Annotated in this window: 21 protein-coding genes; all 21 read right to left on the reverse strand. The window is 46.0% G+C overall.

The genetic code is table 11. The annotated features are described in order from the left end of the window. Positions 1–20 precede the first annotated feature (20 nt). Positions 21–1298: a D-alanyl-lipoteichoic acid biosynthesis protein DltD gene (dltD, locus tag MZO41_RS08580; protein ID WP_003640704.1), complete on the reverse strand. Its 1278-nt coding sequence runs from the start codon at positions 1296–1298 to the stop codon at positions 21–23. Continuing rightward, positions 1295–1531: a D-alanine--poly(phosphoribitol) ligase subunit DltC gene (gene dltC / locus MZO41_RS08585; protein ID WP_021730825.1), complete on the reverse strand. Its 237-nt coding sequence runs from the start codon at positions 1529–1531 to the stop codon at positions 1295–1297. The genes dltD and dltC overlap by 4 nt, the downstream gene beginning before the upstream one ends. Before the next feature lie 29 nt (positions 1532–1560). Then, positions 1561–2775, reverse strand: coding sequence for a D-alanyl-lipoteichoic acid biosynthesis protein DltB (dltB, locus tag MZO41_RS08590; RefSeq protein ID WP_003640706.1), 1215 nt, complete (start codon positions 2773–2775; stop codon positions 1561–1563). After that, positions 2772–4298, reverse strand: coding sequence for a D-alanine--poly(phosphoribitol) ligase subunit DltA (gene dltA, locus MZO41_RS08595; protein WP_003640707.1), 1527 nt, complete (start codon positions 4296–4298; stop codon positions 2772–2774). Before dltA ends, dltB begins: the two co-directional genes overlap by 4 nt. Before the next feature lie 42 nt (positions 4299–4340). Further along, the gene (locus MZO41_RS08600; protein ID WP_003640708.1) at positions 4341–4490 is read right to left on the reverse strand and encodes a teichoic acid D-Ala incorporation-associated protein DltX; all 150 of its coding nucleotides are present in this window, start codon (positions 4488–4490) and stop codon (positions 4341–4343) included. Positions 4491–4521: 31 nt separating this feature from the next. Further along, entirely contained in the window at positions 4522–5715 is a 1194-nt protein-coding gene (locus tag MZO41_RS08605) for a serine hydrolase domain-containing protein (RefSeq protein WP_003640709.1), read from the reverse strand. Between the two features lie 415 nt (positions 5716–6130). Continuing rightward, complete coding sequence (dnaJ, locus tag MZO41_RS08610; protein ID WP_003640710.1) at positions 6131–7273, reverse strand: molecular chaperone DnaJ; 1143 nt, start codon at positions 7271–7273, stop codon at positions 6131–6133. Positions 7274–7374: 101 nt separating this feature from the next. Then, on the reverse strand, positions 7375–9243 hold the full coding sequence (dnaK, locus tag MZO41_RS08615; protein ID WP_003640711.1) for a molecular chaperone DnaK: 1869 nt from the start codon (positions 9241–9243) through the stop codon (positions 7375–7377). 43 nt (positions 9244–9286) lie between these two features. Then, positions 9287–9886 carry a nucleotide exchange factor GrpE gene (gene grpE / locus MZO41_RS08620; RefSeq protein ID WP_013355604.1) on the reverse strand — a complete coding sequence of 200 codons (600 nt, stop codon included), beginning with the start codon at positions 9884–9886 and terminating at the stop codon, positions 9287–9289. 20 nt (positions 9887–9906) lie between these two features. Next, positions 9907–10950: a heat-inducible transcriptional repressor HrcA gene (gene hrcA, locus MZO41_RS08625; RefSeq protein WP_003640713.1), complete on the reverse strand. Its 1044-nt coding sequence runs from the start codon at positions 10948–10950 to the stop codon at positions 9907–9909. 390 nt (positions 10951–11340) lie between these two features. Continuing rightward, the gene (gene budA, locus MZO41_RS08630) at positions 11341–12051 is read right to left on the reverse strand and encodes an acetolactate decarboxylase (RefSeq protein ID WP_003640714.1); all 711 of its coding nucleotides are present in this window, start codon (positions 12049–12051) and stop codon (positions 11341–11343) included. After that, entirely contained in the window at positions 12052–13053 is a 1002-nt protein-coding gene (gene ribF, locus MZO41_RS08635; RefSeq protein WP_003640715.1) for a riboflavin biosynthesis protein RibF, read from the reverse strand. Between the two features lie 12 nt (positions 13054–13065). Beyond that, the gene (gene truB, locus MZO41_RS08640; protein ID WP_003640716.1) at positions 13066–13989 is read right to left on the reverse strand and encodes a tRNA pseudouridine(55) synthase TruB; all 924 of its coding nucleotides are present in this window, start codon (positions 13987–13989) and stop codon (positions 13066–13068) included. A gap of 477 nt (positions 13990–14466) precedes the next feature. Further along, the gene (locus MZO41_RS08645) at positions 14467–14988 is read right to left on the reverse strand and encodes a shikimate kinase (RefSeq protein ID WP_003640717.1); all 522 of its coding nucleotides are present in this window, start codon (positions 14986–14988) and stop codon (positions 14467–14469) included. A gap of 2 nt (positions 14989–14990) precedes the next feature. Further along, positions 14991–16088 (reverse strand): prephenate dehydrogenase, encoded by a 1098-nt coding sequence (locus MZO41_RS08650; protein ID WP_013355605.1) that lies wholly within the window; start codon positions 16086–16088, stop codon positions 14991–14993. A gap of 2 nt (positions 16089–16090) precedes the next feature. After that, a complete protein-coding gene (gene aroA, locus MZO41_RS08655) occupies positions 16091–17389 on the reverse strand; it encodes a 3-phosphoshikimate 1-carboxyvinyltransferase (RefSeq protein WP_013355606.1) in 1299 nt (432 codons plus the stop codon). A 13-nt stretch (positions 17390–17402) separates the two neighbouring features. Further along, positions 17403–17930, reverse strand: coding sequence for an amino acid biosynthesis protein (locus MZO41_RS08660; RefSeq protein ID WP_003645964.1), 528 nt, complete (start codon positions 17928–17930; stop codon positions 17403–17405). A gap of 8 nt (positions 17931–17938) precedes the next feature. Then, the gene (gene aroC / locus MZO41_RS08665; RefSeq protein WP_013355607.1) at positions 17939–19108 is read right to left on the reverse strand and encodes a chorismate synthase; all 1170 of its coding nucleotides are present in this window, start codon (positions 19106–19108) and stop codon (positions 17939–17941) included. Continuing rightward, positions 19101–20555, reverse strand: a complete 1455-nt coding sequence (locus MZO41_RS08670) for an MFS transporter (protein WP_022637969.1) — start codon at positions 20553–20555, stop codon at positions 19101–19103. Before MZO41_RS08670 ends, aroC begins: the two co-directional genes overlap by 8 nt. Positions 20556–21203: 648 nt before the next feature. Continuing rightward, entirely contained in the window at positions 21204–21557 is a 354-nt protein-coding gene (rbfA, locus tag MZO41_RS08675; RefSeq protein ID WP_003640723.1) for a 30S ribosome-binding factor RbfA, read from the reverse strand. A 22-nt stretch (positions 21558–21579) separates the two neighbouring features. Beyond that, complete coding sequence (gene infB / locus MZO41_RS08680) at positions 21580–24156, reverse strand: translation initiation factor IF-2 (RefSeq protein ID WP_022637968.1); 2577 nt, start codon at positions 24154–24156, stop codon at positions 21580–21582. Between the last annotated feature and the right edge of the window lie 5 nt (positions 24157–24161).

A 24161-nucleotide genomic window follows, 5' to 3' on the forward strand; every position in this document is an offset into this window, starting at 1 on the left:
GGCCTGTACTTTTTAGTAGGTTATTCAAAATCCTTGATTTCACTGGGTTTGAGTAATTGCCATTCTTTTGAATAGAAGTCGTCATTAATCTGATAATGAACCGGCTTCGTCTTCTTAGTCAAGAATGGATCAACCTTTTGATCCACGGCTAACCAACCACGCCAGCCAAGATGAATCGTATCAGTCATGAAGTAGTCCTTACCACCGTCCTGGGTCAGGTCCAAGACGTTATTAAACCCTTGACTCTTCAACTGGTACTGAATCTTCTTGTCAAACTGAGCAATCATCTTCATTGACAGTCCGGTATAAGCAGACCAGCGCTGATTGATTGGTGGAATGATGAACAAGACATCGGTGTGTGTCTTTGCAAACTGATTCAAAACCAGTTGAAAATCGGCAAATTCTGGTGACTTCGTGTAATTCAAGTGTCGCTGTGAATCTTTGAGTCGCTTGTAATTACGTTTTAACTTCGTGTTCCAAAATTGATTGCTGATTTCAAGACTGTTCGAGTCCGTTTGCGCCGCACCGATTTTACCGGCTAATTGGTTTAACTGATTAAAGTTATATGTCGCTGGTAACTTGTTAGCTTGCGCATTGACAGTCCGTAAATTTTTGCCCGCAATTCCAAAACGTGAGAAGAACTCATCCTCACTGCCAAGGACACGTGCCTTATAGTTAATATACGTCATTTGTGCGCTCGTTGGTTTAAACCCAGCTGCCACACGTGCCAGGGCGCCTTCCAAAATGCGATCAGAAGAACCTGATGGCATCTGTAACAAACGTTGAGCGGCATACCGGTCCATTGCCGTATTCTGCTCATCCTGTAACCAATCAATGGTCTGCAGTGGTGAGTAATAGTACGAAAACGCATCTTTCCGCGTTCCTTGTGGCACAAACCATTGTGGCGAAATTACAAAGACGGCCTTCTTATTTGTAATCTGCTTTTTCACCGATTGCATCGCGAAATACTGCGTCAACGACTGGGTCCCCCGCGCACCGAGTAGAAATGGTCGGTAATTGCGGTGATATTTTGTTGCCAGTACGGACGGATGCATTGGATCAAATCGTGACCATTCTGAAGAACCAAAGAACGGGACATAGCCATCATCCAGCGCCTGTCGTTTAACTAACCGACCTTTTAATACGTTGGCTGACAAGGAAACGGCCGCTTTTTTCTCAGTATCCTTAGAAATATGGTTTAATCCAAATGAGAACGGTGAAAGCAGTACGGCCAATAATAAGACGGCTGCCAAAATAATTGGCCCAAAAATCTTAAAAAGGCGTTTGGCAACGTTCATTGCAAGTTCTCAACCTTTGCAACAATCTTAGCCGGTGTATCCCATTCTGACCGTTGAAATTCAGAGACCGGCACTTCGATTCCTAATTGATTTTGAAGTTCCAATAAAAGTTGGACGGAACCCATTGAATCTAAGATTCCTTCATCAAACAGGTTAACGTCCATGTTACTGGAAACATCTTCCCCCGTTAAGTCTGCTAAAATTGATAAAACCGTTGCTTTTGTATCATCCATTGTCATTACGCTCCCTTATTGTAATTATATTATGGCCGGGCTCCAAAGAATAACGTGTTCAAGAATCCTGAGAAGATCAAGAAACTGAAACAAACGACGTTAAACGTTAGGAAAATCGCAAAGTATTCCGTAAATTTATTAGACGGCAACTGCGCTTGATGTTTCTTCTTGTACCGTAACCAAGCATCGTTGACAACCATTGCTAAACCATGGAATAGCCCATAAACGATGTAATACCATGTTTCCCCGTGCCAAAACCCCATGATCAACATATTAATAACGTATGCCACGTTGGCCGTTGTGATCCGGCTCTTAAAGACCTTGTGTTTCATCATAAAGAATACCAACCGCATGTAGATGAAATCACGGAACCAGAAGGACAACGTCATGTGCCAACGATTCCAGAAGTCTTTGATGTTCTTTGACTTAAACGGTTGATTGAAGTTCATCGGAGTTTCAACACCCATCAGGTAACTGATACCGACGGCAAACAAACTGTAACCCGCAAAATCAAAGAATAAATCCATACTATAGACGTACATCACACCGACTAACGCCCATGACATGCCGTGAGCTTGCAAGGCCGCGTGTTCAACGACAGGTAGCATCCGCGTACCAAAGATATAAGCCAAAATGAACTTATATAAGAATCCCAAGAAAATGTAGCGGACCCCTTTTTCAACTAACCCGAGATACTTTTCACGGGTCGGGACACTATCGTAATCCTTAACGAACCGCCGATACCGGTCAATCGGCCCAGACGAGATCGTTGGGAAAAACAGCAAGAACTGGCCAAACAGTACCGGATGGAATTCTTTAATCACCCCATCACGGGTCTCCATGATCATCTGGACCACTTTGAAAGTCAGGTAGGAAATTCCTAAGAAACCAATAATTGAATTAGCACCATGTGCCACGGCTGGTGTGATCTTAACGACAGCTAGTGGAATAATCGCTAAAATCACACTGACAACGAAAACCCAGCCCTTATTAGGTGAATCTGGTCGTTGTCGATACTTTGAGTACAACCAAACTAGTGTGATCTGATAGACCAAATAGATAATTAACGCGATCCCAGTGCGCCACTTAACACCGCCAAAGGTCAGCATTAAGAAGATAAACGATATCAATGATTCATACCAATGGGATCGCCGACCATATAACAGACCAATCATTAACGGTAACAACGCGATAAAGAGCAGCACAAAGTACGTTGGGTTACCATATGGGTCAAAAGAAATCATTCTGGGTTAACCTCTTTAATGATCGACTTGACATCAATCTTACCGTTAGGCGTTAATGGCAAGCTCGTTTGATAGACGAACCGTTGTGGAATCATGTATTCCATCATCATTCCTTGTAGGTCCTTTTTAATTGCAGTGGTCAAAGCAAAGTCACTTTCGAAGTCATTCGGCTTTGGTACCACGTACGCAATCATTTGCGTTACTTTGTGCTCTTTATCGTATTTTGGAACGGCAACGGCTTGTTTAATATGCTGTTGCTGTGCTAAGAAGTGATCCACTTCTTCTAGTTCGATGCGGTAACCATGCATTTTAATTTGAAAATCAACGCGGCCACGATAACGGAACAGACCGTCCGCATCCATCGTGCCAATATCACCAGAATGATAGGCGGGTTGCCCGTCTAATTCAAAGAAAGCCTTGGCAGTTTTTTCAGAGTTGTTCAAATACCCCTTCGAAACGGATGGTCCGGCGATAATCAGTTCACCTTCCGTGCCATTTGGAACCGCCTCACCATTTTCATCAACCACAAGTATCCGCGTATCAGCTTTGGCATAACCAATTGGTAGCCGATCATACTGCGCTAATGCGGCATCCGTAATTTCAATTTGAGTTACCGCGACGCAGGTTTCAGTTGGCCCGTACGTATTGAAGATCCGGGCATCTGGGAACCGTTTCTTGAGTGTCGCCGCCGTCTTATGTGTGAGTTCCTCACCACAGAACAAGAAGTGCGTCAAAGTTGGCAAGTTTTCAGCATTAAACTTTGGTTCTAGCAAACAAATGTCCATAAATGATGGTGTTGAGACCCAAACGTTGATTGGTAACGTCGGCAACGCAGCAAATAATTGTTTGAAATCATCTGTCACGGCCTTCGGTAATGCGTATAGTGTCCCACCTAACGCTAAGGTTGGGTAAACGTCCATCACGGATAGGTCAAATGAATATGGTGGTTGCGACAGCGAGTTCGGCTGGTCAGGCAATCCGAAGTCATCACTCAACATCCAGTCAACGTAACTGACCAAGTTATCATGACTAATTTGGACCCCCTTTGGCATCCCAGTGGTACCAGAAGTAAAGATAATATAGTAATTATCATCGCCACTAACGACATGATCCGCTTGATAATCAACGGGAGTCGCAAAGATAGCCGCCAATTGATCTGGTGTAATCACGGGGGTTGTCCCGACACCGGTTGGCAAATCAGCAACAGCAATAACGGCAGCTGGCTTAGCAATCTCATTAATCATTGTTAACCGCTCATTTGGTGAATGTGTATCGATTGGAATATACGCCCGACCTGACTTAACAACTCCTAAGAAAGTCGCAATCATTTCAAACGTCTGACCACCAAACACGATAATTGGATCCTTGGCTGGTAAATCGAGCGTGTCAAGATGCGCCGCCAAGGCATCTGAATAAGCTTTTAATTCCGCATAAGTGTGCGTTACACCTTGCACATCATAAACCACGTTATTGGGTTGCGTCCGTGCATAATCATCAATCGTTGTAATGATGTTCTTAATCATAATTAAAACTCCCCCCAAACAATAGTGTTACTGCATCCATTTTTAAAATTCGTTGTAAATAAACTTCGCTTGGTTGATCCCACTATAACCGTAAAGATAAACCAAGGCGAGCATGACAGCAAAGTAAAATACTGTAAGTGCAATGAATTGAACGACCGGACGTTGAAACCAGCTTTTCAACTTTGCAAACATGCCATCACCTCCTCCACTAACCCAATGTCAGTTACTTAATATCACCCTTCATTAATTCCGTAAAAATCTTGTTGGCTGTTGCTTGAATACCAGCAGCTTTGCGATAGTAGTTACTCATTAATACAACACCAGTCTTCCCATCCGGTGAGAGGAAGATGCTGGATTCATAGCCATAACCAAGTCCGTGTGACCGAATACCATTACTCATGTTATAAACACCACCGCCATATTCACCTGTGGCTGTGCGCGTGTGCAAAATTGCAACGTTCTTTTTTGACAGCAACTGCCCTTTAAGAATGGCACTTTCAACGGTAAATAAATCCGCGGTACTCATATAAACTTGCCCAGTACCTAACTCATTGGCCATTTGTGATTTGCTTTCTGGCATTGTTTGATCATAATTCGGAAGTGTTTGGTCTGCAAGCGCTCGGTAACCAGTTGTCGCATCTTGACCTTGACCATGAATCAAAAAGCCCGTTTCATTCAGATTCAACTTGTCAATAAAATGTGTTGTAAAGAAGTGCTGATATGATTGACCAGTTACCTTGCGAATAATGCCAGCTAGCAACAGAAAATTAACGGATGAATAATTATAAATTCCATTTTTATCTGGGTAGTAAAAAACATTGTGAGCCGCAAAATCAATCACTTGATTTTCTGGTAAGAATTCTTTTGAACCGCTCTTCAAACGGAACCCTGTTGTCATATCTAACATTTGGCGAAGCGTTGTCTGACGCCCATGCTTTAAAGTTGGATAATACTTCGAAATCGGATCAGTCAGCTTAACTTTCCCCGCCTGCACCAACTGCATAATGCCAACCGCCGTCATTGACTTTTGAATCGATAAAATTTGATACTTTGAATTGACTTTATTACGTTGATTTTTAGCCTTGTTTGCGTAACCAAAGGCACGATTATAAATGACATGGTCATTCTTAACAACTAATGCTGACCCCACAAAATGGCTTAGGTTTAAAGCCTTAGTCACTTGCTCATCCGTGTTCTTATTATTCGAAAACGTTGTCTGGTTAATCTTACGACTAAGCTGGCTATTTTTTAATGCCGCTTTCTTATTCAATGCTTTGTCAGTTTGACGCTTTTTAGCAATCGCTGCTTGCCGCTCTGTATGATAAACATAGTAGCCGCCACCAGCACCCACAATCAGCAGTCCAAGCAAAACTGTTACTAAAAGTTTGCTTTGCTTCACAATGATTGACCTCCCCATTAGCTATCAATTACGAACCGATTGGTGATATTAGCTACGCCGCCAATAGGACGTAAGTTCAAGTTATAGTGTAACAACCTACCGACCAATAACGGTTAGGCCGGCTCAAAAAGATCAAAATCCTGCATTTTCGTTCGCTGATACGACATATTTGTAACGGTTTTGTAACATCAACGTTACGTCCCCCGTAAGCTAGCAGCGTATTACTTCACCTCCTTGACTAATTCTAGCACTCACTAATCCCCGGACGACAGGATAACGAAACAGTTTGCACAAAAACCGCGTTACTGAAAGGTCACTTAATAAACAGGCCAGAGTGCTTGATTGACACTAAAAAAAGCTGAACAATCCTCATCACATTTTTGTGATGGGCATCGCCCAGCTTTTTGTATATTTCTGGAATTAGTTCGCTCGGTTAAACACCCCGGAGCTTGTCAAATAACGAACTCTTGCCATTGCCAGCAACTGATTTGCCGCTAGCTTTAGCAAAGGTCTTCAAAGCTTCTTTTTGACCCTTGTTCAAGTGCGTTGGCGTTTCAATATTAACGGTAACGCGTTCGTCGCCGTTGCCATTGCCACGTAATCGTGGTGCACCTTTACCACGTAACCGGAAAGTTGTCCCCGTCTGAGTACCAGCTGGGATCTTCAACTTAACGTCCCCGTGAACCGTCTTAACTTGAACTTCATCACCAAGAGCGGCCTGAACGAAGTCGATCGGCAACTTGAAGTAAATCGTCGCGCCATCCCGTTCAAAGTCCTTACTTGGCTCAACTCTGAAGATAATGAATAAATCACCATAAGGGCCACCATTCGTTCCCGCTTCACCTTGATTTTGAAGCCGCATTTGTTGGCCTTCTTCAACTCCAGCAGGAACCGTCACTTTGATGGAATGACTTTGTTCAGTATGACCAGAGCCACCACAAGTGGCACACTTGTCCTTGATTTCTTTACCAGTTCCATGACAAACGTCACAAACTTGTTGGCTCATCATTCGACCGAGTGGCGTATTAGTCTGTACCTGAATATAGCCAGCACCATGACATTTCGAACAGGTCACTGGTGACGTTCCTGGCTTGGCACCAGAACCACCACAAGTCTCACACTGTTCCTCACGATTGTAGGTGATGGTCGTCTTCTTACCAAAGATCGCATCTTCAAACTTCAGTGTCATCTCATACTGTAAGTCTCGGCCTTGTTGCGGGGCCGTTGGGTTAGAACGCCGTGAACCACCAGCGCCACCACCGAAGAAGGAACTGAAAATATCTTCAAAGCCGCCACCGCCGCCGAAGCCACCAAAGTCTTGACCGCCGAAACCGCCGGCGCCACCGAAGCCTTGTTGGCCACCAGTCGATCCGAATTGATCATACTGTGCCCGCTTCTGGGCATCGCCTAACGTTTCGTACGCTTCATTGACAGCTTTAAACTTTTCTTCCGCGCCAGGTTCATGATTCAAATCAGGATGATACTTCTTCGAAAGCTTGCGGTACGCCTTCTTGATTTCGTCCTGACTGGCATCCTTTTCAACACCCAGAACCTTATATAAGTCTTGCTCTGCCATTGTAACCTCCTAATGAACCTTAATTAAGTCTCATTAATACTAGCATATTTAAAGCAAAAAGGCCAAAGCCACGTGGCCTTGGCCTTTTTGTTCTGCCGGTGCTACTTCTTATCCTTGTCTTTATCCAAGTCTTCGAAATCACCGTCAACCGTGTTGTCATCACTGCCCTTGGCTGAGTCGGCATTGCCAGCAGCATTACTGTCGGCACCGCCTTGTGCACCCTGAGCTTCTTGAGCTTGTTGATACAACTTAACTGATAAGTCCTGAACGATCTTGTTCAAGTCGTCCTTCTTGGCCTTCATTTCGTCAATGTTGTTATCATCTTGAGCTTTCTTCAAAGCATCACGAGCATCTTTGGCTTTCTTAACTTCATCTTCTGAAACCTTGCCTTCAAGATCTTTCAAAGTCTTGTCGGTAGTAAAGATCAATTGGTCAACTTCGTTCTTCAAATCAACTTCTTCTTTACGTTTCTTATCGGCTTCTTCGTTTTCCTTGGCTTCCTTGACCATTTGATCAATTTCGTCGTCAGAAAGACCCGATGAACTCTTGATGGTAATCTTTTGTTCTTTATTAGTTCCCATATCCTTAGCAGATACGTTAACGATCCCGTTCTTATCGATGTCAAACTTAACTTCGATTTGAGGAACACCACGAGGTGCAGCCGGAATATCCGTTAATTGGAAGCGACCTAACGTCTTGTTATCCGCTGCCATTGGCCGTTCACCTTGGAGCACGTGAATGTCAACAGCTGGTTGGTTATCAGCCGCCGTACTAAATACTTGCGACTTGCTGGTTGGAATCGTCGTGTTACGGTCAATCAACTTAGTGAAGACCCCACCCATGGTTTCAATACCAAGTGAAAGTGGCGTAACATCGAGCAAAACAACGTCTTTAACATCACCAGTGATCACACCACCTTGAACAGCGGCCCCTAAAGCAACCGCTTCGTCAGGGTTGATAGAATGGTTAGATTCTTTGCCAGTCCACTTTTCAACAGCTTCTTGAACAGCTGGAATCCGAGTTGACCCACCATTCAAGATGACAACGTCTAAGTCACTAGCCGATAAATCAGCATCCTTCAAGGCATTTTCAACAGGAATGCGCGTCTTTTCAACTAGGTCAGCAGTTAATTCATTGAACTTAGCACGTGTTAACGTGGTTTCCAAGTGCAATGGGCCACTAGCACCAGCGGAAATAAATGGCAAACTAATTTGAGCTTCAGAAACACCTGAAAGGTCCTTCTTAGCCTTTTCAGCAGCATCCTTTAACCGTTGTAAGGCCATCTTGTCTTTTGATAAATCAACACCGTTGTCAGCTTTAAAGCCATCAACTAACCAGTCGATAATCTTTTGGTCAAAGTCATCACCACCAAGGTGGGTATCACCATTTGTGGATAATACTTCGAAGACCCCGTCGCCTAATTCCAAGATGGAAACATCAAAAGTCCCACCACCAAGGTCATAGACTAAAATCTTTTCATCTTTGTCGGTCTTATCCAAACCATAGGCTAAAGCTGCCGCCGTTGGTTCGTTAATAATCCGTTCAATGTTTAAGCCGGCAATCTTACCAGCATCTTTAGTTGCTTGCCGTTGGGCATCATTAAAGTAAGCTGGAACAGTCACAACGGCCTTTTCAACCGTGTCACCCAAGTAATCTTCAGCAAAGCCCTTGATATATTGCAAAATCATTGCTGAGATTTGTTGTGGGGTGTAGTCCTTACCTTCGATGCTAACTTTGTAACCAGCTTCACCCATGTGACGCTTGATTGAAGCTACCGTATTCGGGTTAGTAATTGCTTGCCGCTTGGCAACTTCACCAACTTGAGTTTCGCCATCTTTGAATGCCACAACTGAAGGAACCGTCCGGCCACCTTCAGGAGTGGTGATAATCTTAGGTTCATTACCTTCAAGAACCGCTACCGCAGAGTTAGTAGTCCCGAGGTCAATCCCGATAATTTTATTACTTGCCATAAATTAACAAACCTCTTTTTAATTTAGTATTTTTATTGATTAATTACTGTGCCACAACAACCATTGCTGGACGGAGGGTCCGGTCTTTCAATAGGTAACCCCGTTGTAAGACTTGTACCACCGTATCAGCTGGATGATCATCATCAACTGGCACCGTTTGAACAGCTTGGTGAATATTGGGATCAAACTTTTCGCCCGCAGCCGCAACTTCGGTGACCCCATGTTTTTTCAAAGCATCCTGTAAATGGCCATAGACCATTTCGACACCCTTCTTCAACTGTTGGGCCGCTTCATCGTCAGCTGGCGTTGCCAAAGCCCGTTCCAAGTTATCCAGAACTGGTAAGACATCCTTTGCAAGTGCTTGACCGTCATATTTCAACAGCGCCGCTTGTTCTTTTTTGTTGCGGTTTTGCATGTTGACGATCTCCGCCTGTGCACGCAATAACTGGTCATCTTTCGCATCTAATTGCGCTTTGAGATCAGTAATTTGTTGTGTCGGATCGACCGCTGTCGTTTGCTCAGCTTGATCATCAGTCGTACTCGTCGCTGCCTGTGTCGCTTCACTGGCAGTTGACGTTGCTGCTGAATCAGTTGTTGACGCTTGTGAATCTTCCGGCGTCGTCCGCGTTGATTTCTTTGCCAATGTTTTCATCTCCCTGTCCGTCACTCGTCAAAGTACCGGTAATAATCTAATAATTTGCGGGCTAATTCTCGTTGGAACGCACCCATCAGTCCAATCATCCGTGAATACGGCATGGCGGTCGGCCCGAGCAAAGCAATCACACCTTGTCCGTGTTGATCAACATCGTAAGTCGCGGTAATTAAACTGTAGTTCTTCAACAAATCGTTGGTGATCTCATTACCGATTCGGACTTGAATCCGTTGACCGGGTGGACCAATCACGTTAGCTAACCGGTCCGTTTGGTCGAGTAACGAGTACAATGACTGTAACTCTTTAGGGCTCTGCTGGTCCGTATAGTTGAACAAATTCAACTTACCACCAACATAAAAGCGCTCGGAAGCTGCCTTGGACAACACACTGCCAAAAATATCTAAGAAACCATCTGGATCTTGCAAATACTGTGCAAGTTTTAACGGAATCTCATGCGTTAATTGGCGGAGGACGTCTTGTAACGGCAGGCCAACCAGTTGATCGTCAATGAAACGAACGACCGGTTCCAGCTCATCGCCGGTAATGTCACTAGGAATAGTAAACGTCTGGTTTTCAACGTCACCATTATTCGTCACTAGAATCGCCATTACTTGATGATTCCCCAACGGAACGAGTCTGAAACCACTCAACCGACTATCTTTAAGTTCAGGTCGCAATGTAAAGGTCGTGTAACTTGTCAGTTGCGACAAGATATCCGCCGACTGAGCAACGATCTCATCGATCTTGTGAAATTCACCGCCTAATGAATGTTGAATCACCTTCAAGTCTTTGCCATCCACCTTTTCAGGCTTTAGGATATGGTCAACATAGTACCGATACCCCTTAATCGATGGAATTCGCCCTGAAGACAAATGCGTTTTGACGATTAATCCTAAATCTTCTAGTCGGGCCATTTCATTACGAATCGTCGCTGAACTGACCTTGATCGGTAGTTCTTGAACTAGCGATTTGGATCCAACTGGATTACCGCCCTCGGTATAGTCACGGACAATGGCCTTTAAAATTAGGCTTTGTCGTTCAGTTAACGTGATCATCACCTCTTTTTAGCACTTAACTTAATGGAGTGCTAACACAATTACTAATATAACAACCACCCTGATGAAAGTCAAGGAAAGACAAAGTATTTCTAGAAAAGAATGCTTAAATTATTAGGACACCAGTCCCACTATGACTGGACTTAATTGACCGTCGCCCCCAATTAGCACTCCTTACTTACGAGTGCTAATATACACCCTCACCCTTCACAATGCAAGCATGGTGCCTAGCAGACTACTCGCTTTTCTGCTGCCATTACTCAGCACACCAGCCACAACAAAAAAATCTCAAGAGTTACAGACTCTCGAGATTTTTGACTAGCCTGATGTACATTGCCAACAGACATTCTAGTGAAACCTGGCCTTAACGGTAATCAGCTTTCAAACTAATCAACGTTCAGCTTTATTAATGGCATGATCAATGGTTTCATTATCAAATTGTTCTTGTAAGTACGCTTCATTGTCGATTGGCAAGTGCACATGAAAGTCAGCAAAATGTTGAACTTTCAGCGTCGCTTGTTCGACTTCAAACCCCAGCAAGTGTCCACCTAATTGATGGTCTTTACTTAGAAAGTGTAAGTGAAAGCCACCGACCGTAGCGCCTTGGAACAAATGCGGTGCGTAGTAGCCAATAATCGTTCCGTCAACATGTTCACCGGTGAATTCCGGTTGTGTTGCCGTTGCCGCGACTAATGTTTTGTACGGTGGCTCCTGACGAGGCGCGACTCGCGTCTTGACTTTTGCAAAGGTCCCATCGACGCGAATAGCCGCAAACACGTTGGTCAAACGATAGTCATGAACCACTTGTTGCTCGAAATCAGTTTGTGTGATTGCAGCTAATTGCGCACTAATATCAGGCTTTTCAAAGTGCACCGATGCAAATGGTAACGTCTCTTCGGGCTGAATTTCCCGAATTTGACCATCCTCACGTGCTTGATAGGCGTGACCTCCTAGAATAATCACTTCACCATTGAGACCGTCTAACGTCCCAATACCCGTATCACCATGGGTTAAGAGTTCACCAGCCGTAATCGTCCCGTCAAATAATCCGGGAACAAGTAAGCCTAATGTGCCGTGTTGAAAAATTGTTGTTGTGTCCATTCATTGTGCCTCCAAACGATTTGATTGTTGTGCAACTTGAATCCGGGGTGTGACCACAAAGGGATGCGCCACATAATAGTCACGGGTGTTTTGTTCATCCCGCTTTAATTGCGCAACCAAGGCATCCGCCCCAGCAAATTTAATTTCACCGCGCATCCGGTGCCCCCAACGCACCGTTAAATTGTGGCCATAAAGATCTCCTTGGAAACCTAATAAGTATATTTCAACCGTGATTGGTCGGTGATCACCAAACGTGACATTTCGTCCAACTGAGGCCATTCCCATAACCCAGCGTGTCCCAATCTGCACCATCGTCGCGTAAATGCCAATTCCGGGAACCCGGGTATTGGGCCCGTGAGCAACGTTGGCCGTTGGAAAGCCGAGCGTTCGGCCCCGCGCTTCACCATGAACTACTTCGCCGGCAGTTTCATATTGATAGCCCAGTAACCGGTTAGCCGTATCGATATCTCCCGCGTCCAAAGCGCGGCGAATCCGCGTGGAACTGATCTTTTCAGCATCTAATTCCGCCTTAGGAACTTCAATGATTTCAAACCGGTTATGACCATAGTCATTCAAACGCTGCATATTTGCAATTTCAGCTGGCCCGTACGTGTAATCAAAACCAGCAACCACCGTTTGTGCGTGTAATCCAACAATTAACTGATCGACAAACGTTTGGGGTGGCATGGCACCGACCGTGGCATCAAAGTGAAGTACATATAAGATGTCAACGCCGAGCTCACTCATCAATGCCGTTTTTTGATCAATTGTCGTTAAATAACGGACTTGCTGCGGATCAGTGTGTTTAAAAACAACTGACGGATGCTGGTCAAACGTCATCACCGCTAGTTTGGCGTGTTGCGCCTGAGCGGCCTGGCGTGCCGTTGCAACGACTTGCTGATGTCCACGGTGAACGCCGTCAAAAAATCCTAAGGCCAATACGATTGGTCCTTCGGGAATCTGACTCAACGCCACGGGATACTTTAAATTAATCACCTGCATGACAAAAACTCCTTAATTGACCGCAAACATTTTGAACGGCTTGTACCGCTGTTCGTCCGGTCGATAACTATATAGACATTTTAGGCTGTTTTGGTAAACTAACGCAACCATCGTGTTCGCATCTGGATCAGTTTGTTGCCCTTCTGCCGCCGTAATAAAGGCCCCATTTTTGACCCGTTGCCACTGCTCATCCGTTAACGTGACTCGCGGGTACTGACTTAAAGCTTTATCAATTGGCGCCAATAATGCTCCGGCCGTTCCAGCATCGACGTGGGCCGCGATTTCCTCAAAGGTCACGGTTTCATCTAAAGTAAAGCCGCCACTCTTTAATCGGGTCAAATCACTCATCACAGCGGGTACCCCGAGCACTTTGCCGACATCCACCGCTAGCGTGCGAACATAAGTCCCTTTACTACAAGCGACCGTAAAATAGATCGTCTGAGTCTGGGTTGCCGAGTCATAGGTAGATGCCTGCCGTTGCTTGAAGCTGCTAATTGTGATATGCCGTTCTGGGCGCTCGACAGTTTCACCACTGCGCGCATAGTCATATAAACGCCGCCCATTTACTTTTACTGCTGAAAACATCGGTGGAATTTGCGTAATGGCCCCCGTCATCTGTGCCAGCGCAGCATCAACTTGGTCACTTGTGAACGGCTCTGTGACCGCTTGGCGCGCAATCTCCTCACCATCTAAATCTTCAGTAGTCGTTGCAAATCCGAGGGTAATGCTCCCTTGGTATTCTTTGCCAGAAGCCACTAAAAATTGCACAACTTTAGTCGCATTCCCAATACAAATCGGTAAAACGCCATCCACATTTGGGTCCAGTGTCCCTGAATGACCTACTTTGCGGGTCTGATAGAGTCGTCGGATTTTAGCGACACAGTCAAAGCTCGTCATCCCACGAGGTTTATATAATGGTAGAATCCCGTTCAACATAAAAAACGCCTTCAATCATTTAAATTCGGTTTCTAGTGGCAGCCAATCGCCGTGCCACGGATTCGATCGTTCTTAATCGACGGTTTTCAGTATACCACACCTCACAAATATGTAAGCGGATTATCACAGAATTCAAGGCCCTGAGCACCGCAACTAAGATACCCCAAATCGACACGCTGGTCCGGTGCCACTGACGACCACGTATGTGCCTGGCAAAGCTGTATTTAACTCATTGATCCAGAAAACCGTGAGCTTAATCCCTATTAGTCAAATAAAACGACTGAAAAACAAGAATCGCACAAATTAGTCCCCTTATCAAAAGGATACCGCGCGGGACCGTCCCTAATTACGCCGATGACTTTCAACATATGCTGCCATCAAAAAAGCGTGCAACGGCCTTAGTGTGGCTGATGTACGCTTATTCAATGTTATCGTCTTAAAATGCAACCGGCACGCTAACCACAGTTACATGGTTCTTCAAGCCTGGAGCGCAACTGGTTGCTGATTCAGCCACTGCTGAATTTGGCGGGCAATCTGCTGGGGTGTCAGTTGATCGGTTGCGATCGTCAAATCGGCCGCAGCGGCATATAAGGCTTGGCGCCGTTGCTTCAACGCAATCAGTGCCCCTGTATCCAATTCATTGACAAGTGGTCGGCTAGTATCATTTTTAACACGGTTAATAGTGGTTTGATCACTAGCCGTCAACCAGATAACTGGCACCGTGCTTTGTTTCAGACTAATTGCATTCATTGCAATGGTCGGAGTACCACCACCGGTCGATAAAATCCCGGGTGTTTCGAGTGCTTGGAGCAAAGTCTGATGCTCCAATTGCCGGAAGTACCCCTCTCCTTGCTCCGCAAAAATAGTCGTAATCGACCGTCCCGCCCGCTGAACAATCAAATCATCTAAATCAGCATGTTTAGTTGCTAACCCGGCCGCCAAAAGCCGACCGACCGTTGTTTTCCCACTACCCATAAATCCAATTAAAATTGCTCGCATTCTTAATTCCTCCTTACAATCTGATAACCCGCATCAGCTAACAACGACGATGCTTGCGTTCTCGTCTTTAGATCACTAAATGTCAGTTGCAAGACACCATCAATCTCTTCACGAATCTCTAAAATATGAATATTGACTAAGCTCAGCTGAGCCTGTGCGAGCCGCTGAGTGACATCCGCGAGAGCGCCAACACGGTCGGGGACGTTCAAAAACAAATCATAAAAGTTTGGTAGTCCTCCCAACTGTTCCGGTCCCAAGTGATCACGCGTCACCTTAGCTGTCGCAAAAAATTCGTACAATGTTGCTTGATCATGCACCCTAATGGCTGTCTTGATGCGCAACAGTTGGTCAATATAACCCTGCAATTGATTGGTTATTAGTTCAGCATTAGTCATCAGGATGGCCGCCCACATCGTGGGGTCCGAACTGGCAATCCGAGTAATACTTTTAAACCCACCAGCCGCTAATCGCAACCCGAGTGCCGAATCTGCCAAAGCCACCTGAGTCTGATCAACTAATGCCGCAGCGACAATATGTGGCAAATGACTTAACTGTCCTACAATCCGGTCATGCTGTATTGCAGTGACCGTCAACCATTTGACGTGAGTCGCTTGTAACAATGCTTGCAGCCGTTGAACGGCTGCTTGATTAGTCCGGCCCGGCACTAACAAGTAAAAGGCGTTCTCGAATAAGTTGGCGCGGCCAGCCGTCACACCCGATTTATGTGAACCCGCCATTGGATGACCGCCGATGAAAGTCACACCGTGCTGTTGTATGGCAAGCGCGGCATGCATCACCACTTGTTTAGTACTCCCGACATCCGTCACAAGCACCCCTGCCTTGAGTGGCATCATAGCCAGTCGGTGCAAATCAGCAACGATCAAATCAACTGGCCCCGCTAAAATAATCACATCAGCGTCGCTCGCGACCGCGGCCAAATCAGTGCCACTAGCATCGATCATACCCTGTTGACGCGCATAACTCAGGCTGACATCGTCACGATCAATCCCAATAATGTGCACCGTGGGATGGGCCTGCTTAATGCTTAGTGCCAACGAACTGCCAATTAGCCCCAAACCTTTGATCAATACAGTTGTCATCTTCACACCCCCTGGCTTAAACGTGCTAAATCTTCAAAGAACGTCGGGTATGAAATGTTCACAGCTTCGGCGGACTCTAGTTCGGCGGGAGCGGCTAATCGCAACGCTGCAATTGCCATCATCATACCGATTCGGTGATCGCCATGGCTGGCTAATGGCTCGGTCGGCTGCCGCCAAGACTTGCGACCATCAATCACGAAGCCATCCGGTTGCGAAGTGATCTGCACACCAAGTTTTCGAAGCTCGGTCACAATCGTTGCAATGCGATCGGTTTCCTTGACTCGTAATTCAGCAGCCCCACTGATTGTGCTAATACCATTCGCAGTCGCAGCCAACAATGCAACTAGTGGCAGTTCATCGATTACGGCAGGAATTTCAGTAGCAGTGACTTGGACCGGATGCAGTTGTGCAAACCGCACGTCAAGCGTGCCAACTGGTTCGCCCATCCGGTGTTCATGATCGACCGTCACTTGACCACCCATCCGTCGTAAAATGTTTAAGAAACCCGTTCGTGTCGGATTCAGTCCCACGTTCGTTAACCGGACATGTGAATTTGGAATAATCGTCGCGGCTGTCACGAAAAACGCAGCCGAGGAAAAATCGCCAGGAATCGTTAGTGACTGACCAACCAAGGCTGGCTGCGGTTGGACCGTGATTGTTCGTTGATCAGGCGCCGTTTCAATTTGACCACCAAATTGTTGCAACAACCGTTCAGTGTGGTCACGAGTCGGTAATTTTTCAATAATCGTACTTGCTTGATCGGCTTGCAGGGCTGCTAAAATCAAGGCGCTCTTAACTTGTGCACTAGCGACCTGCATCTCGGTACGACTACCATGTAAAGTCCGACCAGTGATCGTCATCGGTAAGTGCCCGGCTGTTAATTGTACCTGCGCCCCCATGGCTTGTAATGGTTGACGCACTCGCTCCATCGGCCGTTGACTAAGGGACGTATCGCCGACCAAGGTCGTCTCAAACGGTTGACCGGCTAACAACCCAGTTAATAAGCGAGTGGCCGTCCCCGCATTCCCCATGTCTAATGGTTGTTGTGGTTGGGTCAACCCACGTAAGCCGCGGCCACTGATCGTAACGGTCGTATCGACACGCTTGATTGGCACCCCTAACTTTTGCAGCGCCGTTAAAGTCGATAAGCAATCGGCGGCTGGCAAAAAGTGGTGCAAGGTCGTCGTCCCTTGACTAATTGCCCCTAAAATCAAGCCTCGATGTGAGACACTTTTATCGCCTGGTACACTTAAGTCACCTTGTAACCCACTAGCTGGTTGAATACTTAGTTTTTTTATCATTAATCATCATCACCTAATTTATTTGATAGACGCACCACACCATCGAAGGTGTCAAACGTGCAAGTTCACGTTCATGAGTCGTCAGTGTCACGTTTTTCTCATTAGTTAGCACGTAGGCCGCCTGATTACGTTGATAAGCCTGATACGCTAAATACTTACTGGCGACTGTTTGCACCACGACCTGATGCACGACCCTCGTCAACAATTGGGCGGTCGCTGCATGCGTGTAACCAATTTGATTATCGGCATTTACTCGTTGGAGCACGACAAGTGGATCGAGCTGGGTCATAAAACAACTGCTCAACGTTAATTGGGACAATAATGCGTAATGTATATCCCCCCAGCTGGCATTCAGTGTGTCTGATTTGAAAGCAGCTGGTATCACCAGTTGGTCACCAGAATAGGCCGTTAAATCAGTTAAAATGGTTTCAAAGCTCGGGTGTTCGACAATCACCGCTTGGTCCTGCCAGTTGCGATGATTATAAACTTGCGCGGCCGCGTAACTATCCGTGGCGGTCGGGCCTAAAGTATGAATCTGCATAGGCCCTCCTAATATTGTCGGAGTTCTTCGCGGTATGCCGTCACTGTTTGCTGGAGGCGAGCTAAGTTACTCCCGTCAAACGTTGCCGTCAATGCTCGCGTTAATTCAATCGCTACCACACTTTCAACCACAATCGAGGCAGGGACGATGGCCGTCGTATCTGAACGCTCTACGCTTGCCTTTTGGCTGACTTTGGTCGCGATATCCACACTTTGTAATGGTTTGTAAAGTGTTGGAATCGGCTTCATGGCGGCCTTAACAACAATCGGCATTCCGTTAGTCATGCCACCTTCAAAGCCGCCCAAATGATTGGTCAGCCGTGACCAGCCGGCGTGTTCATCCCAACTAATCTCATCCATTACTTGGCTACCATAATGGCTGGCAGCCGCAAATCCATCACCAATTTCAACACCTTTCATGGCATTGACTCCCATCACTGCTGCGGCTAACTGTCCATCTAATTTGGTATCCCAGTTCGTGTAACTGCCCAAACCAGCCGGCACATTTTCGGCAACGACCCGGATAACACCACCCAAGGTATCCCCGGCCTTCTTCGTTGCTGTGATCAGCTCATGGATTTCGGGAACCAAGGCCGCATCTGGTAATCGCAAATCATTTTGCGCGATTTGGGCTTGTAATTGATCAACGGATAGTGTTAAATCGGCCGTCACTTGCTTAGGGCCAATTTGTTGAACGTAGCCAACTAGGTGAATATCTAGCTGCGCCAATAATTGCTTACAAATCTGACCGATAGCCACTCGCATGGCTGTCTCACGAGCTGAGGAACGTTCTAGCACGTTTCGTAGATCGCGATGACCATACTTCATTCCGCCTACTAAGTCAGCATGCCCCGGACGTGGACGAGTGACTTGCCGCAACGTATTGGTTGCCGTAGCTGGACTTACCGGATCCATGATTGCTGCCCAGTGCGCGTGATCGCGATTCATAATCGTTAATGCAATCGGGGAACCTAGCGTAACACCGTGCCGCACGCCACCAGTGATTTGGACGGTGTCATGTTCGATCTGCTGGCGATTGCCGCGGCCAAACCCACCTTGCCGGGCTGCGAGGCCTGTATTAATGGCATCAATGTCTAGCTGTAAGCCAGCCGGAATACCGGTCAGCACCCCTGTCAATTGAGGCCCGTGCGATTCGCCTGCCGTAACGTAATTAATCATGATCAATATCCTCCTTGTGTAAATTCGTGTGTAAATCCGTCTGATATGCGCGTGAGTTATGCATAATTGCTTGATAAATAGCTTGTAAATAAGGGGTATGCGCGGTCTGGGTACTCTTCACCGCAACTTGTTGTAACACCCATTGTTCACGTTGCTGGTCTAATACCGGAAGTTGCTGTTGTTGCTTCAACTCCCCGATGGCTGTAACCGTCTCAAAACGTTGATTGAGTAATCGGACGATTTGCTGGTCAATATGATTGATACGTTGGCGTTCTTGACTAAGTGTGGTTGGGACATGTAGCGCCCATACAGCTAGGCCGACAAAGGCGAGACCACTGACAGCAATAACTAAATCAAAGCGCATCGCGGTCGCAATATTTTGCTTTGACAGCCACCCAGTCACGAGCGGAATCGTGAAGGAAGCAATACTGCCAAACGTGAAATAAATTCCTGTGATTCGGCCCTTGATGTGGGGATAGCCTTTGATAAATAAATTGAGGCCGACCTGCATCACGCCACCCGCAGCAGTAAACCCAAACCCGAAAGCAGCCAGCATGGACAGCCCAGCCGCTGGACTATAACAGATAACCGCTAACGCCAGCAGCGAGCCGCCATTCATTGCCAACAACAATTTGGTTTCTGCCACCCCACGACGTAACAACCAGAAAATCACAATAACGCCGGTGATTGACCCAATGCTGTAAAGTGAAAGCAACCAGTGCGCTAACACTGACGAAAAATGCAACGTCGTAGTGGCAAACAAGCTGACCCACTGCGTGTAGAGGATCATAAGTGCCATCGAAGTATACCCATAACCAGCTAAACCAACTGTCGCCAACCAGCGCCGGTTCTTAAGTGGTTGCTGGGATACGCCCGTTCCGGCTTGAGCAACTTGATTTTTTAGTGGAAACTGCTGCCGGTTCAACAGGATACTGTTGACCACTAGGATTGCCGCGGCCAGGATAAATGACCAGCCATACCAGATTCGTTGTGCTTCAAAGTTGGCAACGAGCAGTGGTAATAAGAATTCACCGGCAGACATGAAGGCCTTTAACAAGACATTGGCTGAGCCTTGCCGCCCACCCATTTCAATAAACGTCGTGTAGGTTCCCGCATCCAACGCGGAGTTCGCAATACCGGCCAAAATCGCCAAACCGTATGCCAGCTGAATATTAGTGACCAATGCCATCCCCACAAAGAACGTGAAGTAGCAAGCCATACCAAGATTGACGAAGACTTTACGGCCAAAACGATCTGATAAATTTCCCAGAATAAAGTAGGCTAGTAAGCGACCAATGCCAATCCCAGAAATGACATAGGAAACCGTCGCTAACGGGGTCTGCCAGTGTTGACCTAACGCTTGCATGTTTTGCGTTAAAATAATTAAGCCAATACCATGAATAAAGTAGTTTAAGTAAAGACTGATTGATAATTGGTGCTGACGCATGAATAACAACTCCTTCGTGAAAATAAAAAAAGCCGGCTAGATTTTCACAATCTAGCCGGCTCATCAAAATTTAATCCTAATTGATGATATTATTCCAGCTAGACTCACGGTGTCTAGCTGGCCAAGATGAATTGACTCCGCTTAGACACGAACGTAGGTGCCGTCCGTATCTAAGGTTCCAACACGGGCGCTACCTAAAATAAGCAAAGCCATAATAATAAGTTGCGTTGAATGCTAACGTCGTCATAATCATCTATCCTTTCCGTTTCATTGATTGTTTATATTAAAACATTCTCATTTTGATTCGTCAACCCTAATTTCATTTTAATTTTGCAATTAAGAAATCATTTTCGCTTGTAAAAGCGCCACGATGCGTAATTCGCCTCATCCTACTACTATTTACAAAAATCGTCTTCAGTACGACTACTCATTCAACCAATTGTTTGCGACGGTCGCGAGCAGGCTACCTTGATTAGTCAGTCTACCGACAACGTTCAAGCAGTGTGTGAATGACTAGTGTGACCCTACAATCAGCACCATCTAAACCGCTGAATCTCAGTGATTGACAGCGAACGGCTCCATTCAATTTGAACACAAAAATAGTCGCTGTCAATCCATCTGGATTCACAACGACTATTTTTCCAGCGCCTAATCTTGACGCTTTAAGTTATTAATTAATTCATCAATCCGGCTACCGTATTGAACCGAGTTGTCGCGTTCAAAAGTTAATTCCGGGGTTTTATAGATGCTAAGTCGTGAGCCTAATTCACTACGAATTAATCCCGTCGCCTTAGTCAATCCAGCCGCCGTCTTTTCACCATCGGATGCCTTATCTGACAAAATACTGTAGTAGATGGTCGCTTGTTGAAGGTCGCCAGTTACCGTTACACCGGTAATGGTTACACCCGCAACCCGTGGATCACGAACCCGTTTTAACAAAATATCATTAACTTCGCGTTCGATTTCCTGTTCCAAACGACCAACTCGATAATGTTGTGCCATCTGCTAATCCCCCTTTTAAAGGTTATTCAACTGGAACTTCCTTCATCACGTAAGCTTCAATGACATCGTTGACTTTAATATCGTTGTAATCTTCGATTCGAAGCCCAAGTTCAAAGCCTTGTTTAACTTCCTTAACGTCGTCCTTGAAACGCCGTAAGCTAGCTAACTTGCCATCATAAATAACGACACCATCACGAATGACCCGCACACCAGAATCCCGGTGGATGACACCATCAGTGACCATCCCACCACCAATCGTACCGATCTTAGAAACCTTATAGATTTCACGGATTTCGGCTTGACCAGTGATTTCTTCTTTATAAGTTGGTTCGAGCATTCCCTTCATCGCGCTCTCGATTTCATCGATCGCGTTGTAGATAACTTGATGCAAGCGAATATCAACATCGTCAGTATCGGCTTGGGCTTTGGCTTGTGGTGTTGGCCGCACATTGAACCCGATAATAATCGCGTTACTTGCTTCCGCCAAGGCCACGTCACTTTCGTTGATCGCCCCAACCGCTGTATGGATGATATTGACCCGCACACCTTCAACGTCGATTTTACGTAAACTACCAGCTAAAGCTTCAACAGAACCTTGAACATCAGCCTTAATAATCACGTCAACTTCCTTAAGTTCACCTTGTTTCATTGAATCAAACAAGTTATCCAAGGTGACGTGAGCAGTTTGCTTCCGTTCTTCCATCAATGCCTGCTTAGCACGTTGTTCACCAGCATCACGGGCCGTCTTTTCATCATCAAAGACCACGAAGCGATCACCAGCATCCGGCACATCATTCAAACCAGTGATTTCAATTGGCGTCGATGGCACGGCTTCCTTAATCCGCTTACCATGGTCATTGGTCATTGTCCGGACTTTTCCGTAAGTATTCCCCACAACAATTGGATCACCAACATGCATGGTCCCTTGTTGAACAAGTAACGTTGCGGTAGAACCTTTTCCACGGTCAAGACTAGCTTCCAATACAGATCCCGCAGCATTTTGCTTAGGGTTGGCCGTTAATTCGAGCACTTCTGACTGAAGTAAGATCATATCCAACAATTCATCTAGGTTCTTACCGAACTTCGCTGAAATCTGAACAAAGATCGTATCGCCACCCCAATCTTCAGGAATCAGACCATATTCAGTCAATTGTTCCATCACGTGGTTAGGGTTGGCACCCGGCTTATCAATCTTGTTAACGGCAACGATGATTGGTACTTTAGCAGCCTTAGCATGGTTGATGGCTTCGATTGTTTGTGGCATGACCCCATCATCAGCAGCAACAACTAACACGGTGATGTCGGTGATGTCAGCACCACGCGCCCGCATTTCAGTAAAGGCCGCATGTCCTGGCGTATCCAGGAATGTAATAACCTTACCATCATGCTTAACTTGGTAAGCCCCAATAGCCTGAGTGATCCCACCGGCTTCGCCCTCTGTAACGTGAGTATGCCGCAATTGGTCCAATAGGGTCGTCTTCCCATGGTCAACGTGTCCCATGACCGTAACAACCGGTGCCCGTGGCGCCAAATTGTCGGTATTATTAACTTCATCATCAAAGAACTTGTCCAAATCGGTCACATCAACTTGGACCTTTTCTTGCGCATTGATCCCGTAATCAGTGGCTAAGATTTCAATCGTATCTTTATCCAAGGACTGATTTTGGTTAACTGCAACACCTAACATGAATAACTTCTTGATAATTTCAGCAGGTTCACGGTGCAATAATTTACCCAAATCCTGGGCATTCATGCCGACCGTGTAAACCAGTGTTTCTGGCAACGGCTTGTCCTTACGAACTGGCGCTGGCTTATTATTGACCTGGCGGATCCGTTGATTCTTATTGTTCCGGCTCTTATTGTTCCGGTTGTTACGCCGACGGTTATTGTTGTTACCGCCACGATAACGACCACCACCGTTATTGTTGCTATTCAAACTACCACCAAAGCGGCCGCTGCCATTACGCGAACTATTATTCGACCCATTGCTCCGGTTACTGTTGTTATTATTGTTGTTCATCGTAGTCCGGTTGTTGTTCCGGTTCTGACCACCATTATTGCTTCGATTACCAGTATTGTTGGTGCGGTTGTTACTCGTATTTGAGCGATTGTTATTATTAGACCGGTTATTATTATTATTGTTGTTAGACCGGTTCGTATTGCTCCCACCGTTATTACGAGCACTGTTGCTCCGTGAAGCATTGGCCGAACGATTGCCGTTATTACTGTTAGTACGGTTACCGCCGTTATTGCTTCGATTACCGTTACTATTACGACTTTGACTATTATTTTGGTTATTATTACGATTATTATTCAAAGAATCACCACTCTGTTGATGACGCGAGTTGGATTGCTGCTGATTAGCAGTTCGTGTCACATTTTTTGCTACGGCTTGCGTAGCCCGACTCGTTTTAGCTGGAGCCGGTTGAGATTTAGGATGGGTAACTGTGGTCGTGCCTTGTAACTGGCGCGCCTCACTGTCACCGAGTGTCGACATATGATTTTTGACGGAGAATCCCAACTGCTGTGCTTGCGCAATCAGCTGTTTACTTGGGACGTTGAGCTCCTTCGCTAACTCATAAATTCGCTTTTTCCCCATATCTT

This window comes from Lactiplantibacillus sp. C232, assembly GCF_023806725.1.
GTDB classification, from domain to species: domain Bacteria; phylum Bacillota; class Bacilli; order Lactobacillales; family Lactobacillaceae; genus Lactiplantibacillus; species Lactiplantibacillus plantarum.